Source organism: Actinomadura kijaniata, from assembly GCF_014138665.1.
GTDB classification, from domain to species: Bacteria; Actinomycetota; Actinomycetes; order Streptosporangiales; family Streptosporangiaceae; genus Spirillospora; species Spirillospora kijaniata.
On the sequence record NZ_JACJIA010000008.1, the window covers coordinates 365,124 to 379,266 of the forward strand.

The 14,143-nt window shown below is 73.8% G+C and carries 17 protein-coding genes; 8 read left to right on the plus strand and 9 right to left on the minus strand.

The features are described from left to right. Positions 1-13 precede the first annotated feature (13 nt). A complete protein-coding gene (locus tag HNR61_RS29240; protein WP_182846378.1) occupies positions 14-964 on the minus strand; it encodes a GlxA family transcriptional regulator in 951 nt (316 codons plus the stop codon). Between the two features lie 698 nt (positions 965-1,662). On the opposite strand from HNR61_RS29240, the gene HNR61_RS29245 reads away from it, so the two are divergent. Next, positions 1,663-1,824, plus strand: coding sequence for a hypothetical protein (locus tag HNR61_RS29245; RefSeq protein WP_182846379.1), 162 nt, complete (start codon positions 1,663-1,665; stop codon positions 1,822-1,824). Between the two features lie 27 nt (positions 1,825-1,851). On the opposite strand, the gene HNR61_RS29250 is transcribed toward HNR61_RS29245, so the two are convergent. From HNR61_RS29250 to HNR61_RS29265, 4 genes are all read right to left on the minus strand, one after another. Beyond that, positions 1,852-2,256: an ATP-binding protein gene (locus HNR61_RS29250; protein WP_182846380.1), complete on the minus strand. Its 405-nt coding sequence runs from the start codon at positions 2,254-2,256 to the stop codon at positions 1,852-1,854. Between the two features lie 417 nt (positions 2,257-2,673). Next, positions 2,674-3,135, minus strand: coding sequence for a DUF7919 family protein (locus HNR61_RS29255; protein ID WP_182846381.1), 462 nt, complete (start codon positions 3,133-3,135; stop codon positions 2,674-2,676). A gap of 46 nt (positions 3,136-3,181) precedes the next feature. Continuing rightward, a complete protein-coding gene (locus HNR61_RS29260; protein ID WP_182846382.1) occupies positions 3,182-3,628 on the minus strand; it encodes a nitroreductase family deazaflavin-dependent oxidoreductase in 447 nt (148 codons plus the stop codon). A 19-nt stretch (positions 3,629-3,647) separates the two neighbouring features. After that, positions 3,648-4,406 carry an SDR family oxidoreductase gene (locus tag HNR61_RS29265; RefSeq protein WP_182846383.1) on the minus strand — a complete coding sequence of 253 codons (759 nt, stop codon included), beginning with the start codon at positions 4,404-4,406 and terminating at the stop codon, positions 3,648-3,650. Positions 4,407-4,581: 175 nt separating this feature from the next. Between HNR61_RS29265 and HNR61_RS29270 the strand changes: the two genes are divergently transcribed. The 3 genes from HNR61_RS29270 (at position 4,582) to HNR61_RS29280 (ending at position 6,903) form a co-directional block, all read left to right on the plus strand. After that, entirely contained in the window at positions 4,582-5,211 is a 630-nt protein-coding gene (locus HNR61_RS29270; protein ID WP_182846384.1) for a class I SAM-dependent methyltransferase, read from the plus strand. 54 nt (positions 5,212-5,265) lie between these two features. Next, complete coding sequence (locus HNR61_RS29275) at positions 5,266-6,063, plus strand: class I SAM-dependent methyltransferase (protein WP_182846385.1); 798 nt, start codon at positions 5,266-5,268, stop codon at positions 6,061-6,063. Positions 6,064-6,144: 81 nt separating this feature from the next. Further along, the gene (locus tag HNR61_RS29280) at positions 6,145-6,903 is read left to right on the plus strand and encodes an SGNH/GDSL hydrolase family protein (protein ID WP_182846386.1); all 759 of its coding nucleotides are present in this window, start codon (positions 6,145-6,147) and stop codon (positions 6,901-6,903) included. On the opposite strand, the gene HNR61_RS29285 is transcribed toward HNR61_RS29280, so the two are convergent. Next, positions 6,893-7,456, minus strand: coding sequence for a PadR family transcriptional regulator (locus HNR61_RS29285; protein ID WP_182846387.1), 564 nt, complete (start codon positions 7,454-7,456; stop codon positions 6,893-6,895). The two genes, HNR61_RS29280 and HNR61_RS29285, sit on opposite strands and share 11 nt — an antisense overlap. Positions 7,457-7,582: 126 nt before the next feature. Between HNR61_RS29285 and HNR61_RS29290 the strand changes: the two genes are divergently transcribed. After that, a complete protein-coding gene (locus HNR61_RS29290; RefSeq protein WP_182846388.1) occupies positions 7,583-8,164 on the plus strand; it encodes a TIGR03086 family metal-binding protein in 582 nt (193 codons plus the stop codon). On the opposite strand, the gene HNR61_RS29295 is transcribed toward HNR61_RS29290, so the two are convergent. Together HNR61_RS29295 and HNR61_RS29300 are read right to left on the minus strand one after the other, a co-directional pair. Beyond that, positions 8,137-9,252, minus strand: a complete 1,116-nt coding sequence (locus HNR61_RS29295) for a hypothetical protein (RefSeq protein ID WP_182846389.1) — start codon at positions 9,250-9,252, stop codon at positions 8,137-8,139. The two genes, HNR61_RS29290 and HNR61_RS29295, sit on opposite strands and share 28 nt — an antisense overlap. Before the next feature lie 39 nt (positions 9,253-9,291). Then, positions 9,292-9,996 (minus strand): DUF5995 family protein, encoded by a 705-nt coding sequence (locus HNR61_RS29300; protein WP_182846390.1) that lies wholly within the window; start codon positions 9,994-9,996, stop codon positions 9,292-9,294. Between the two features lie 339 nt (positions 9,997-10,335). On the opposite strand from HNR61_RS29300, the gene HNR61_RS29305 reads away from it, so the two are divergent. The 3 genes from HNR61_RS29305 (at position 10,336) to HNR61_RS29315 (ending at position 13,467) form a co-directional block, all read left to right on the plus strand. Continuing rightward, positions 10,336-11,568, plus strand: a complete 1,233-nt coding sequence (locus tag HNR61_RS29305; protein WP_182846391.1) for a GNAT family N-acetyltransferase — start codon at positions 10,336-10,338, stop codon at positions 11,566-11,568. Between the two features lie 183 nt (positions 11,569-11,751). Beyond that, positions 11,752-12,810 carry an RNase A-like domain-containing protein gene (locus HNR61_RS29310; RefSeq protein WP_182846392.1) on the plus strand — a complete coding sequence of 353 codons (1,059 nt, stop codon included), beginning with the start codon at positions 11,752-11,754 and terminating at the stop codon, positions 12,808-12,810. Positions 12,811-12,864: 54 nt separating this feature from the next. Continuing rightward, complete coding sequence (locus HNR61_RS29315; RefSeq protein WP_182846393.1) at positions 12,865-13,467, plus strand: hypothetical protein; 603 nt, start codon at positions 12,865-12,867, stop codon at positions 13,465-13,467. 44 nt (positions 13,468-13,511) lie between these two features. Here the strand turns inward: HNR61_RS29315 and HNR61_RS29320 are convergent, their stop codons facing one another. Continuing rightward, positions 13,512-14,126 carry an NAD(P)-dependent oxidoreductase gene (locus tag HNR61_RS29320; RefSeq protein ID WP_182846394.1) on the minus strand — a complete coding sequence of 205 codons (615 nt, stop codon included), beginning with the start codon at positions 14,124-14,126 and terminating at the stop codon, positions 13,512-13,514. Positions 14,127-14,143: the final 17 nt, after the last annotated feature.

Genomic DNA, 14,143 nt, shown 5'->3' on the forward strand with positions numbered 1-14,143 from the left:
GGCGGTTCCTCTCTCAGTGGGGGATCGCGGCGCGGAAGCGGTCGCGGTAGTCGGTGGGGGCGACGCCGACGCGGCGGTGGAACGCGCGGCGCAGCGTCTCGGCCGTTCCGAAGCCGAGGCGGCGGGCCACGGTCTCGACGGGGTCGGCGCTCTCGGCCAGCGCGCGGCGGGCGGCCTCGACGCGGACCCGTTCGACGTAGGTCGCGGGCGGGACGCCGAGTTCGGCCGTGAAGCGGCGTTGCAGGTGGCGGGGGCTGAGCCCGGCGCGGTCGGCCAGGTCGGGGATGGTGTGGCGGGCGCCGGGGTCGGCGTGGATCGCGGCGACGGCCGCGCGGATCGGGTCGGTGGCCGGCTGCCGCGACCACAGCGGGACGCTGAACTGCGACTGGCTGCCGGGCCGTCGCAGGAACAGCACCAGTTCGCGGGCGACGGCGTGCGCGACGTCGCGGCCGCGGTCCTCCTCGACCATCGCGAGGGCCAGGTCCATCCCGGCGGTCACGCCCGCCGAGGTCCAGATCCGCCCGTCCCGGATGAAGATCGGGTCGCAGTCCAGGGCCACGTCCGGGTGCTCGCGCCGGAACTGCTCCTCGCGGCTCCAGTGGGTGGTGGCGCGGCGGCCGGTCAGCAGCCCGGCGGCGGCCAGCAGGAACGCGCCGCTGCACACCGACGCGACGCGGCGCGCGCCGGTGGCGGCCCGCACGGTCCAGCCGAGCAGCGCGGTGTCGTGGCGGGCCGCGTCGACGCCGTCGCCGCCGACGACGATCAGGGTGTCGACGCCGTCCGGGGGCAGGTCGGCGACGCCGTGCCCGGCGTGGACGGGCAGGCCGCTGCCCGCGCGCACCGGCCCGGCGGCGGGGGCGACGACCAGGCACTCGTAGCCGCCCGCGGTCTGGAAGACCTCGAACGGCCCGGTCAGGTCGAGCGACTGGAAGCCCGGGTAGACGAGGAAGACGACGCGTTGCATGCCTCCAGGCTCGCGGTGCCCCGGTGATGGCGTCAATGCCGCCCATCCCACGATTCGCGCCATCCTTTGGTCGATGCGCCCTCGCGACCTTGGTCGACGGCGCCTCCCCGGATCGGAGGGGGCGAGGATCATTCCGGCGGTTGACGCGCGGGAGGAGGCGCGCGGAGGAGCCTGGAGTCCGGGAGGTGAGCGATGAGGACCAGGACGCTGGCGGCCGCGGGAGCGGTGGCGGCGCTCGTCGCGCTGCCCGCCGCGCTGCCGGGGTGCCGTCCCTCGGGTCCCCCGATGCGGCTGGACGTCCACCTCGATCGGCCCGCGGTGACGGTTCCCGCCGAGCGCGTGCGGGAATTGCGGAAGCGGATCGAACGGGACGGGAGAATTCGCGGCACAAAGCAGTTGACACCGCTACCGAAAGTCGGGCTAATATCTCTCGCATGGAGCTCTGATCCCCACGGTTGAGCCGCCCGCAGCGTGACTGCGGCCCGCTCCCACCCTCCGGCGCCACGGGCGCACCCCTCTTCGTTCACACGCCGGTCCGGCGCTTTCACCGCGCCGTCCACGCGGGCGTTCGCACGCCCGCGACCAGGTCGAACGGGTTCCAGGGGTTCCACGGCACCCGTGCGCGCGCTTTTCCCGCCGTCATTTCTCGTCGGCCCCTCGTGCGGCCGAATTCACGCTTTCCCGGAGGTGGTTTCTTTATGCGCGCCATTCATGAGGACAACAACAACAACCCGTTCCAGAAGGCCCTCGCCAGGAAGAACCAGCGCAAGGGCTTCGACGCCAGGGCGGCGAGCCACGCGGCGAACGCGCGGCGCAACGCCCGCCAGCTGCCCACGCGGCAGCTCAACCGGGGGCGCTGACCCCGGCGGGGCCGCCCCGGCCGCCGTTCAGCGGCTCGGGGCGGCCTCCCTCTCGAACTCCACCCACACCACCGTCCGTTCGCCGTCCTCCCGGTAGCCCCACCGGGAGGCGAGCGCCTCCACGATCCGCATGCCGCGCCCGTTCTCGGCCAGGGAGTCGGCCTTCACGTGCGGGCGCGTCCCCCCGGCCCCGTCGTCGGCGACCTCCAGCCGGTAGCGGCCGCGTTCGGCGGCGAGCAGGACGGTGACCTCGCCGCCCTCCCGGCCGGACGCGGTGTGCGTGATGGCGTTGGAGACGGTCTCGCTGCCGACGGCGACCAGGTCGTCGCGCAGGGGGTGGTCCTCGGGCAGCAGGTCCCGCAGGAACCGGCGCGCGGATCCGACCGAGGGCCGCACGCCCGGCAGCGTGATGGTCCCGAGCACCCTGGTCACGCCGTCGCCCCCGCCGCCCGCCGCGCCGCGCCGGACCGGCGCTCCGGTTCCGTCCCTCGCCGGGGCCGCCGCCCGCCCGTCCGAAGGTCCCGCGGCACGGTCCCACCGCGCCCACGCGTTCCCGTCACCCACAGCACAGCTCCCCGTCGCCGGGCGCGGCCGCCCGCGGGGTCACCGGGACCGCACGCAGCCTCCACGCCAACCGGACCAACCGTTCGAATCGCGTTCGCGGCGTCAGCAACGACGGCTGCCCTCCTTCGGAGTCGCCCCTCACCCCGCTTTACGGCTGGGCGGGCGTCCGCCGTTCAAGGCCGCCTCGAACGTTCCTCGGCTGCCCGCTCAACAGCGGGCGGGGTGACGTTCTTCCCGTCGCGGAAGGCGACACGGCTCCCACCCGTCCCTCCTGTCACCTCACTTTCAGAGGATCCTCTCCGCGTCGGCGGGGACCCAGGAGGGAAGGGCCGGGTCGTCGCCCGTCCCGTGGTAGGCCAGCAGGGCCGTGACGAACTCCGCGGGCGGGAGGTAGCCGTGCTCCGCCACGTAGTGGGTGATCATCACGGGGGCGGCGTACACGACGCCCGGGGCGCCGGGGACGCGGATCTCGCCGTTGCCGGTCACCTCCTCCCCCTTCGGGGCGCACAGCTCGCACCAGTGCCAGCCCCGGGTCAGGTTGACCCCCTGGCCTTCGGTGAGCCAGCGGAGCGCGGGGAGCAGGCCGTCGGGGGGCGTTCCCCGGGGGAACGGCTGCTCGTCGCTCAGCCAGCCGACGTTGAGACGCGTGTAGGTGGGCCTGACGACGATGTAGCCGCCGGTCTCGGTCGAGATCACGTCCTCTTCGTCGAAGTATTCGTAGACGCTGAGGTCCTCGTAGTACGTCACGGGTGCTGTCTACCGCAGGCGGCGGGCGGGCGGCGAGGCCCGGCGGTCAGTCCGGGACGCGTTCCAGGACGACCACCGGGATCTCGCGGGTGGAGCGGGCCTGGTAGGTGTCGTACGCGGGCCAGACGTCGGTCATCCGCCGCCAGAGGCGGGCGCGTTCCTCGCCCCCGGCCGTGCGGGCCCGCACCAGGAACCTCTCCCCCTTGATCTGCACCTGCGCCTCGGGGTGGGCGCGCAGGTTCAGGTACCAGGAGGGGTGGCGCGGGCCGCCGCTGAACGAGGAGGCGATCAGGACGTAGCGGCCCTCGTCCTCCCCGAAGAACACGCCGGTCCGGCGGAGCCTGCCGGTCTTCCGTCCCACGGTGGTGAGGACGAGGTTGGTGACCCCGGCCTCCAGGTAGCCGCTCTCACCGTCGGTGCGCAGGTAGCGGGCGACGTGCTCGGCGACGCTGGGCTCGGGGCTGTCGAGGACGGGGGCGTCCCAGATGGACATCGTCGTCTCCTGTTCGGTGTCAGTGCGCCGCGGCCGGGACGCCCTGTCCCCAGCCGCCGTCGACGGGGAACTCGGTGCCGGTGGTGAACGTCGCGTCGAACGCCAGGAACAGCGCCGCCGCCGCGACCTCCTCGACGGTGCCGTTGCGGCCGAGCGGCGTCAGCTCCTCGCCCTGCTTCTCGAACGCGGCGCGCTCCTCGGCGGTCAGGCCGGGAACGCCCATGGTCGGGGTGCGGATGAAGCCGGGGGCGAGGGAGTTGACGCGGATGCGGCGCGGCAGGAGCTCGGCGGCGAGGACCTGCGCGAAGCCGCGCACCGCCTCCTTGGAACCGGAGTAGACGCTCATGCCGGGGAAGACCAGGTCGTTGGCGACGGTGGTGAAGACGATCGCGCCGCCGTCGGCGAGCAGCGGCGCGAGGCGCTGCACGGTGAAGAACGAGCCCTTGGCGTTCACGGCGAACGACCGGTCGTAGGTCTCCTCGGTGACCTGGTCGAGGGGTTCGAGGACGGCCAGGCCGTGGTTGACGAACAGGGCGTCGACGCGGCCGAGGGTGTCGCCGGTGAACGCGGCGAGCTCCGCGATGTCGTCGAGGTCCGCGGCGTCGGAACGCAGGACGTGTGCTCCGGGGAACGCGGCCAGTTCGGCGCGGGCGGCCTCCACCTTGGCCGCGTCGCGTCCGGTGAGCACGACCTCCGCGCCCCGGTCGAGCAGCGCCCGGACGATCGCCAGGCCCATGCCGTGCGTTCCGCCGGTCACGACCGCCTTCTTGTTACTCATGGTTCCCTCGTTCCGATAGGTGTGATCAGTTCCCTTTGAGAACCATGTTCATCCTGCGCGAGCGGCGGCCAGAGGGGAAGTAGGCACTTTGGAGTTACCGAGGAACCGTGAGAGCACCGCCGGGCGCGGGATCTGGCAGTGTGGGAGGGCGGGTTCCATCGGCGGAGGGGGAGTCATGACGCGTGTGGCGGCGCGGGGCGTTCCGAGTGGGGAGTACTGGAACCACAACACCCACTACCACCCGCTTCTGCTGGCCGCGATGCCGCGCGGGTGCGTGCAGGCGCTCGACGTGGGGTGCGGGGACGGGCTGCTGGCGCGGCGGCTCGCCCGGCGGGCGCAGTGGGTGACCGGGGTGGACCGCTCGCCGGAGGTCATCGCCAGGGCGCGGAGGCTGAGCGAGGGGTTCGACAACGTCACGTTCGTCGCGGCCGACTTCCTCGGCTACGAGCCGCCCGAGGACGGGTTCGACTTCGTGTGCAGCGTCGCGGCGCTGCACCACATGGACTTCGCGGCGGGGCTGTCGAGGATGCGCGACCTGCTGCGGCCCGGCGGGAGCCTCGCGGTGGTCGGGCTGGCCCGCAACGGCGGGCTCGGCGACTACGTGGCCGGCGCGCCGGGGCTGCCCGCGCACTACTACCACCGGCTGCGGCGGCGCGGGCTCGTCGGCGGCCCGGACGTTCCCCTGACCGATCCCGAGATGACCTGGGCGGAGGTGCGGGAGGCGGCGGCGCGGCTGCTGCCGGGCGCGGTGTTCCGGCGCCACGTCCTCTGGCGCTACTCGCTGGTCTGGCGCAAGCCCCGCTAGCCGCGTCCGGGCAGGTCGTTAGGCTTGCCGGACAGTCTGGGAAGGGCGGTTGGCGTGGATTTCGACGCGTTCGAGCGGGAGAACTGGCAGGGGCGGGCCGAGGCGTACGGACGCGGGTACGCGCGGCTGACCGCGTTCCTCGTCGAGTCCCTGCTCGGGAGCGTGCAGACGGGGCCGCGGACCCGGCTGCTGGACGTCGGCTGCGGGACCGGGGACGTCACGGCCGCGGCGCTGGCGCGGGGAGCGCAGGTCACGGCGGTGGACGCCGACCTGGACATGATGGAGGTCGTCGCGCGGCGGCACGCGCACGCGCAGGTGCGGATGGCGGCGCTGCCGTCGCTGCCGTTCCCGGACGAGTCGTTCGACGCGGTGGTCGGGAACTTCGTCGTCAACAACGTGAGCGACCCGGCCGCGGCGCTGGCGGAGCTGTACCGGGTGCTGCGGCCCGGCGGGCGGATCGCGCTGACCTGCTGGCGGTATCCGGGCGCGGTGGTGAACTCGGTGTTCGCCGACGCCATGGCGGCGGCCGGGGTCGAGCGGCCCGCCGACGTCCCCGAGTCCCCGTTCCGGGAGTACGCCGAGCCCCGGGCGTTCGCCGGGCTGCTGAAGGGCGCCGGGTTCATCGGGGCGGCCGCCGACACCGTGCGGTGGACGCACGAGGTCGACCCGGACGCCTGGTGGGAGGACGTGGTCGACGGGACCGCGCTCAACGGCGCGATGATCGGGCGGCAGCCGGCGGAGGTCGTCGCGCGGATCCGGCGGGAGTACGACCGGCTGGTGGCCGGGTACGCCGCCGGGAACGGAAGGGTCGCGCTGCCCGCCTGCGCGCTGCTGGCGCACGGCACCCGCTGACGCGGCCGGGCCCGGACTCCCCCCTGGCGGGCTTCCTGGTAGCGCAGTACATTACTCAACAAGTTGGGTAATGGAGGTGCGGTGAGCTATCTGCGGTACGTCGCCATCGGGGACAGCCAGACCGAGGGGCTGAACGACGGGGACGAGACGACCGGGTATCGCGGGTGGGCCGACCGGCTGGCCGAGCTGCTCGCCGACGCCGAGCCCGGCGTGCTCTACGCCAACCTCGCGGTGCGCGGCAAGCTCGCCGGGCAGGTACGGGGCGAGCAGCTCGCGGCGGCGCTGGCGCTGCGCCCGGACCTGGTGTCGGTGATGGCCGGGATGAACGACCTCGTGCGGCCGGGTTGCGACGTCGGGCGCGTGGCGGGCGAGCTGGAGGCCATGTACGCGGCGCTGAGCGGGGCCGGGGCGCGGGTGGTGACGTTCACCTTCCCCGACGTCGGGCGCATCGCGCCGGTCGCGCGGGGGCTGCGGCCCCGGGTGGTGGAGCTCAACGCGCGGATCCGGGACGCGGCGGAGCGGCACGGGGCCGTCGTGGTGGACGCCTTCCACCTGCCGGTGACGTGCGACCCCCGGCTGTGGAGCGCCGACCGGATCCACGCCACGCCGCTCGGGCACGCGCGGATGGCCGCCGCCGCGGCCGAGGCGCTGGGGCTGCCGGGCAGCGACTCCGCCTGGGCCGAGCCGCTGGCCGGGCCGCCTCCGGCGATGTCGTGGCGGCGGGAGGCGGTGTGGGTCGGGACGTTCCTCGGCCCGTGGGTCGTGCGGCGGATCCGGGGGCGGTCGTCGGGGGACGGGCGGTCGGCCAAGCGGCCGTCGCTGCTGCCCGTCAGGCCGTAGCGGCGGCGCGGCGGGCGAGGACGGCCAGGGCGCGCTCGGCCCAGCGGATGTTCTCCTCCTCGAAGGACCGGCCCCGCATCAGGGTCAGGTACGGGCCGACGCGGTCGGCGGTGGCCAGGTAGTCGTCCTCGCCGCGGCCGTCGAGCATGCGGTCGCGCAGGCGTTCGTAACGGGCCAGCTTGGCGCGGGACCACTCCAGGCGCTCGGCGACGGCCGCGCGGACCGCCTCGACGTCGCCGGCGTCCACGGCCTGGACCTTGACCATGAGCTCCTCGCGCATCGCGCCGGGCCTGGTGGGCGCGGCCGTGAACGCGCGCAGCGCCCGCCGCCCCTCCTCGGTGAGGGCGAACAGGCGCTTGTTGGGACGGCGTTCCTGCTGGACGACGCGCGCCCGCACCAGGCCCTCGGACTCCATCCGGTCGAGCTCCCGGTAGAGCTGCTGGGGCGTGGCCATCCAGAAGTTGGCCACCGAGGCGTCGAACGACTTGGCCAGGTCGTAGCCGGACGCCTCGCCGTCCAGGAGGGCCGCCAGGAGCGCGTTGCGCAGTGCCATGGCGGCCAGCGTAGCGCGCTTTTGAATAGCCAACTCCTTGACCATCATAATGGAATAGATCGTTCCGTTCTGATAGACTGGTCCCCTCGGGACGCGGACGGCGTCCCCTCCGGACAGGAGATCTCCATGGGCTTCGCCACCGGTTTCGCCTCGCTCGACGTCTCGCTCGACGCCCTGCGGGAGGTCGCCGCCGCGGTCCCGGCGGACGCCTGGGACCGTCCGACGCCCTGCGCCCGGTGGAACGTCGCGCAGGTGCTCCGGCACGCGGCGGGCGACCAGCTCGGGTTCGCCGCGTTCCTCACCGGCGGGCAGGGGCCCGACTTCGACCCGTTCGACCCGTCCGGGGAGGGCGGGGCGGACGTTCCCGCGCTGGTCGAGCGCGCCGTGGCCGCCTCCGCCGAGGCGTGGGCCGCCGTCGACCCCGAGGCCGCGAAGGTCGCGGTCCCGGTGCCCCCGAACGAGATGACCGCGCGGCTCGGCGCGGACGCGTGCGCGCTGGACGCGGCCGTGCACGCCTGGGACGTCGCCGTCGCGATCGGGCGGCCGTCGCCGCTCACGCCGGAGCTGGCGCGGGAGCTGAAGGCCGCGGCCGTGCAATTCGTCGAGCCGCTGCGGGCGTACGGCGCCTACGCGGACGCGGTGCCGGGCGAGGACGGCGACCCGGTCGCCGACCTGCTGCGCTACCTGGGCAGGAGCCCCTCCCTCTGACCGCCGGGCGGGGTCTCCCCGTGGCGGGCCAGGACGTCCCGGACCACGGCGCGGGCCCGGTCCGGATCGCCGTGGACGAGGACTTCGAGGTGGGCCGTCTCGCCGACGATCTCGCCCGCGGCGTTCCGGGTCATGCCGCCGCCCGTGATCTCCGCGCCGCCGAGGCCCCGGGAGGAGAGTTCCGCGTCGAGGTCGGCGACGATCCGCAGGGCGCGGTCGCCGGGGGCGTCCACCTCCAGGTCGAACCGGTGGACGCGGGGCCGGGGCACCGGGGCGAGGCGGCGGAGGAGCGCACCGCGTTCCAGGCCCGCGAGCTCCTCCAGGACCCAGCAGCGCTCGGCGGGCTCGGGTGAGGCGAGGGCGGCCGGGATCGCGGGGTGGTCGCAGCCCGCGTCGCGCAGCCTCCGGGCGAGGGCGGGGGCCTCGCGGACCGGGTCGCCGGGGATCGCGAGCGCCGCGCGCCAGGGGCCGAACGCCTCCTCCAGCACGCGTTCGGCCTCGGCGAGCAGCCCGGCCAGGCCCGCGGCGGGGAACCCGTCGCCGGACCGGAGGCTGTAGAGGTCGCGGTCCCCGCCGGAGTCCTGCCCGACCGTCCAGCGGCCGGTACGCGGGTCGTGCCGCCAGGTGACGCCGGCGTCCCGGAAGTCCCGGCGCTCCAGCCAGGCGCCGACGGTGAGGGGCGCCGCGACGCGGCGCAGCGCCGTCTCCACGAGCGGGGCGACCGCGTCCAGTTCGGCGTCCTCGGTGACGATCGCGAAACGGCCCAGCAGGACGAGCGGCGCGCCGGGGTGCGCGGCGGACGGGTCCGTGACGGCCCAGGCGCGGCACAGCAGGTCGAGTTCGGCGCAGCGGAGGACGTGCGGGTGCGGGTGGGCCTCGTCGTCCCAGCCCAGCTCGGGGCCGTCGAGCAGGGACAGCGTGTACATGTCGATGTCCGGTTCGAGGTCCAGGCGCAGGCCGTGGCCGTCGCTCAGCGCGAACTCGACCGTGTGGGCCTCGAACCCGTCCTCGTCGTCATCGTCGTCCTCGGCCGCCTCCTCGCCGAGGAGGAACCGGGTCCAGAAACGGGGGTCGTCCAGCGGATGCATGCGGGAATCATCCCGGACGGGGCCGGTGGCGCGGGACGGTCAGTCGCCGTCGAGGTCCCACAGGTCGGGGACGTCGGTGACCGGGGTGACCAGCAGGCGGCCCATCACGCTCACCGTCTGGGCGAGCAGGGCCACGGAGTTGTCGTAGAGGAAGGGGTGCCCGCGCTGGGGCCAGAGGGTCTGGAGCGAGCACCACGACAGGTCGCGGGCGCGGGCGACGCAGAACGTCCCGACGATGTGCTTGAGCGTCTCGGCGTCCTTGGTGGCGAGCTTGAGGAGGGCGGGTTCGAGGCTCCGGCGGACCTCGGACTCGACGTCCTCGAGGATCTCGTTGATCCGCAGGAAGTCGTGGTGGATCGGGTCGTCGTCGGGGTCGCGGCCGGTGTCCGTACAGGTGGTGATGACGGCCAGGGCCAGGTCGTGGTTGATGTGGGCGTTCATCCCGGCCAGCGCGAACTGCAGGGACCAGACGGAGCGGTCCGCGCGGGCCGCGAACAGCGGGCGCCAGGGCCGCGCGGGACGGCCCGCGACGGCGGCGTCCACGGCCGCGAGGTAGAAGCCGGCGAAGTCGACGTCGAGCCGTTCGACGAACGGCGGGTCGGCGAAGAGGCCGGTGGTGAGCTCGTGGGCGATCCGCTCGGTGACCTTGAGGTAGACGCGGTTGAAGCAGGCGACGCCGTCGTGGGGGTCCAGCCCCCGGTCGATCTCCCGCATGCGGTCGATGACGTCCGTGATCGTGCTCATGGCCGGCCTTCCGTGGGGGTCCCTGCCCCGAACCCTAGGCGTGTCGCGAGGCCCTGGCCCACGGCGCTCGCCTCCCACCGAGGCCCGGCGAGCGCGGCATCGCTTCGCGGTCTGGTCCGCGGACCCTCGCCTCCGGCTGCGGGCCCGCAGGTCAGGTGACGCGCCCGGCTGCGCGGCCGGGGCCCACCGCGAGACAGGCCCTGGGCCGGCGGGGCCCCGGCAGGGAGGGAAACAGTGGCCGGACGGGCACCTCGCGTCCGGGCGCGGCCATGGGCTCGGTGCGGGCGGTCGAGGCGGCGGAAATTCGATGGCCGCGGGCGGAGGTCCGCGCCTAGCGTGATGCCGGTGGACAACGACGTCGTTTTCCGTGACATCCCCGAGGCCGACATCGAACGGGCGCTGGAGCTCGTCTACCTCGCCTTCCACGGCAGACCCGAGGAGGAGCGGCGCGAACACCACCGCAGGCTCCTCCAGGGATGCGAGCGCATCGGCGCCTACGACGGGGACACCCTGGTCGGGACGCTCTGCGCGTTCCCCTTCACCATGTCCGTTCCGGGCGGGGAGCTGCCCTGCCCCGGCGTGACGTTCGTGTCCGTCGCGCCCACGCACCGGCGGCGCGGGGTCCTGTCCGGGATGATGCGGGAGCTCTTCCGGCGCTGCGCGGCCGACGGGCGGCCGATGGCGGCGCTGTGGGCGTCGGAGTCGGTGATCTACGGGCGGTTCGGGTACGGGGAGGGCACCCGGGGGCTCCTGGTGGAGATCGACGCGCGGCGCCCGCTGGCGCTGCGGATCGAGCCCGACGGACGGCCCCTGCGGCTGGTCTCCCCCGAGGACGCCCCGGAGCTGCTCGCCCCCTACTACGAACGCACGCGCGCCGGGCGGGCCGGGCGGATCGCCCGCACCGAGCGGTGGTGGCGCGAGGAGTGGCTGGCCGAGAAGGACTCCGACGACGAGGAGCTGTCGCCGCCCCGGATCGTCGCCCTCGGCGAGCCCCTGGCCGGATACGCGATCTACCGGACCAGGAGCGGCGACGAGGACACCGGCAGGCCCGGCGTGCTCTGGGTCTACGAGATCGAGGCCGACTCGCCGCACGTCGCGGCGGCGCTGTGGCGCTACCTCGTCTCGATCGACCTGATCGGGGTCGTCAAGGCGTGGGGACGTCCGGCCGACGACCCGCTGCTGCTGTTCGCCGCCGACCGGGACCAGGTGAAGGTGACCGCGGAGTGGCCGGGGCTGTGGGTACGGCTGGTCGACGCGCGGGCGGCGCTGGAGAGCCGGTCGTGGGCCGCCGACATCGACCTGGCGCTGGAGGTCCGCGACGGCTTGGCGCCCGGCAACGCGGGCGTCCACCGGCTGACCGTCAAGGACGGGGTCGCGTCCTGCCGGCCGTCCGAGGACGCGCCCGACCTCACGTTCGAGGTGCGCGACCTCGCGGCCTGCTACCTGGGCGGCACGCGCGCCGCGCACGCGGTCCAGGCGGGCGTGGCCACCGAGCACACTCCCGGCTCGGCGGCCCTGCTGGACGCCGCGCTGGCCACCGGCCACCTGCCGCACACGGTCGACGAGTTCTGAGCCCCTTCCCAGAAGTCCCGCGCAGAACGTCTGGATACCCGCCTGGCGGAACGCGGGCCTGAAAACGAGTTCGACCTCCTCAAGGAGATCACCAAACTCGGTCTGGACTTCATCGCGGGCGACATCGTCAAGTGCGTCAAGGACCCCAAGATCAGCGACTGCCTGTGGGCGCTGCTGGACGTCGTGCCATGGGGCAAGATCGGCAAGCTCCCGAAGACCATCCCCAAGGTCGTCAAGGTCCTCGACCGGATGATGGACATCAAGCGTCGCCTGGAGAAGGCCCGCCAGGCCCGGAAGAACGCCAAGAAGCGCGCCGACGACGCGGAGGAGGCCTGCAAACTCCAGAAGGAGAAGCCCAACAGCTTCGTCGCGGGGACTCCGGTCCTGCTGGCCGACGGCACGCGAAAACCCATCGAGCGAATACGCGTCGGCGACCGCGTCCGGGCGACGGATCCCGAAAGCGGCCGGAGCGGCGTCCGGGTCGTGACGGACCGGATCGTCGGCGAGGGGCGCAAGCGCCTGGTCGATCTCACCGTCGACCTGGACGGGGAACTGGGCGGTCCCACCGACCGGATCACCGCCACCCTCGGCCACCGCTTCTGGGTGAGCGGGTCGGCCGACTGGATCGAGGCGGGCGGCCTGGTCTTCGGCGACATGCTGACCGGCCCGGACGGCCGCACCGCGATGGTGCTCTCCGGCCGGCGCCACGAACGGGTCGTGCGCGTCCACAACCTGACGGTCGACGACCTGCGCAGCTACTACGTCTCCACCGGTGCCCGTGACGTCCTGGTCCACAACTGCCACGATCTCGACCGGCACGAGGAACCCAGCCCGCGGCCGAGAGTGCCCGACCCCCTCAGGCTCGGGCACACCCTCCGGGACCATGTCGACGCCACCGACGCCGAACTGCTCAGGAAGGCGCGCGACCCGGGCAACACCTCGGGCGTCGCGGGTCGATGGGGGGACAGGTCCACCGCCGAGCAGGCCATCGACTACGCCCTGGTGCACAAGACCAAGAAGGTCGACCACCCGCTGAAGATCGCGAACTGGCTGAGGAAGGGCGACAACGGGCCTCCGACGCTGAGCCTGGACATGCAGTTCCCGGGAGGGGCCTCGCTGGGGGACGTCATGCGGGCCGATGGCACGAAGGTCCCGGCCGGCAACCGCTACCGGGTGGTCCTGAAGCGCGCTCCGGGACACAGGGGCGGGTACTACGTCTACACCGCCTTTCCTCTGCCATGATCATGATGACCTCTGCCGGGAAGAGTGATGCGGGACAGGACTGACGACTTCGGGTTGACCGCGTTGGCGGCGGGGGTCTTCGTGCCGTCCTGGTGGAGCCGTCACGCCTCCGCCACCGCCGCGGTGGCGGAGGCCGTGGCCACGGTGTCGGCCGACATCGCCGAGCAGTACCTGCACGACGCGCTGGCGCTGTCGGGCTCCCCGCTGACGAACGACCAGCTGGAAGCGGTGTGGGTCTCGGTGACGGGGGGCAACCACCGTCCCGCGGCCGAAGGGCTCGGCGGGCGCGCCTGGTTCCGGCGGCTCGCCGAACTCATGACCCCGCTCGTGGAGCGGGCGGGGCGAGAGGCCGGCGAAGCCGACGCCGTCGATCCGCAGGACCCGGTGGTCGGCCAGGTCGTCGACATCGTGGGAAGGCTGTCCTTCCGCAGCAATTTCTGGCGCGATCCCGTTGATGAGGGGTTCCTGCGAACGGCTCTCGCCGACCTGGCCCGTAGCGGCCGTCCGGAGCTGGCTCTGCGCCTCTTCATCAGCGTCGCCGTCAACCACCACGCGCGCCTGGACGACGATCTGGAGGCGGCGGTGTGGAGGACGGGGCGCCGCTTCGGATACGGAGATCATCTCCTGGCACGCCTCGAACACCTCACGGGCTCGTAGCCGCATGCCGCCGGGGTGGATCGAGGCGTCCTCAACGGCGGGTTCTAGGCCTCCACGCCGATGTGGGTGCGGTGGTGGCGGGGCGTCTCGATCTCGTCCAGGAGGGCGAGGGCGAAGTCCGCGTAGGTGATGCGGGACGCGGCGTCGCCCGGGGCGAGGCGGTAACGGCCCGTGGGCGTCCCCTCGTGGTCGAAGTCGCCGGACGGGCTGATGACCAGCCAGTCCAGGTCGGTGTCCGCCTTCTGGAACACCTCGTCGCCCGCCTGGTGCGCCAGCAGGAACGCGCGGTGCTCCTGCGGGTAGCCGGGCGTGTCCATGAGGAGTTCGCCGGAGGCCGCCGGGATGACCGAGGCCAGGCCGACGCTGACCAGGCGGGGCGCGGCCAGCCCCGTCAGCAGGGCGCGGGCGGCGGCCGGGAAGAACGCGGCGGGGTCGGCGTCCGCCGCGTAGGTGGAGTTGATCGCGGCGTCGTGGCCGCGGGAGGCGGCGGCGACCGAGGCGGGGTCGGTGACGTCCCCGGCGATCACGTGGGCGTCCAGGCCGGGGTGGGCGGCGGGGTCGCGGACGACGGCGGTGACCTCGTGGCCGCGGCGGCGGGCCTCGGCGACGGCCGCCCGGCCGCCGCGTCCGCCCGCGCCGAAGATGACGATTCTGCTCATGTCCGCGACGGTAGGAC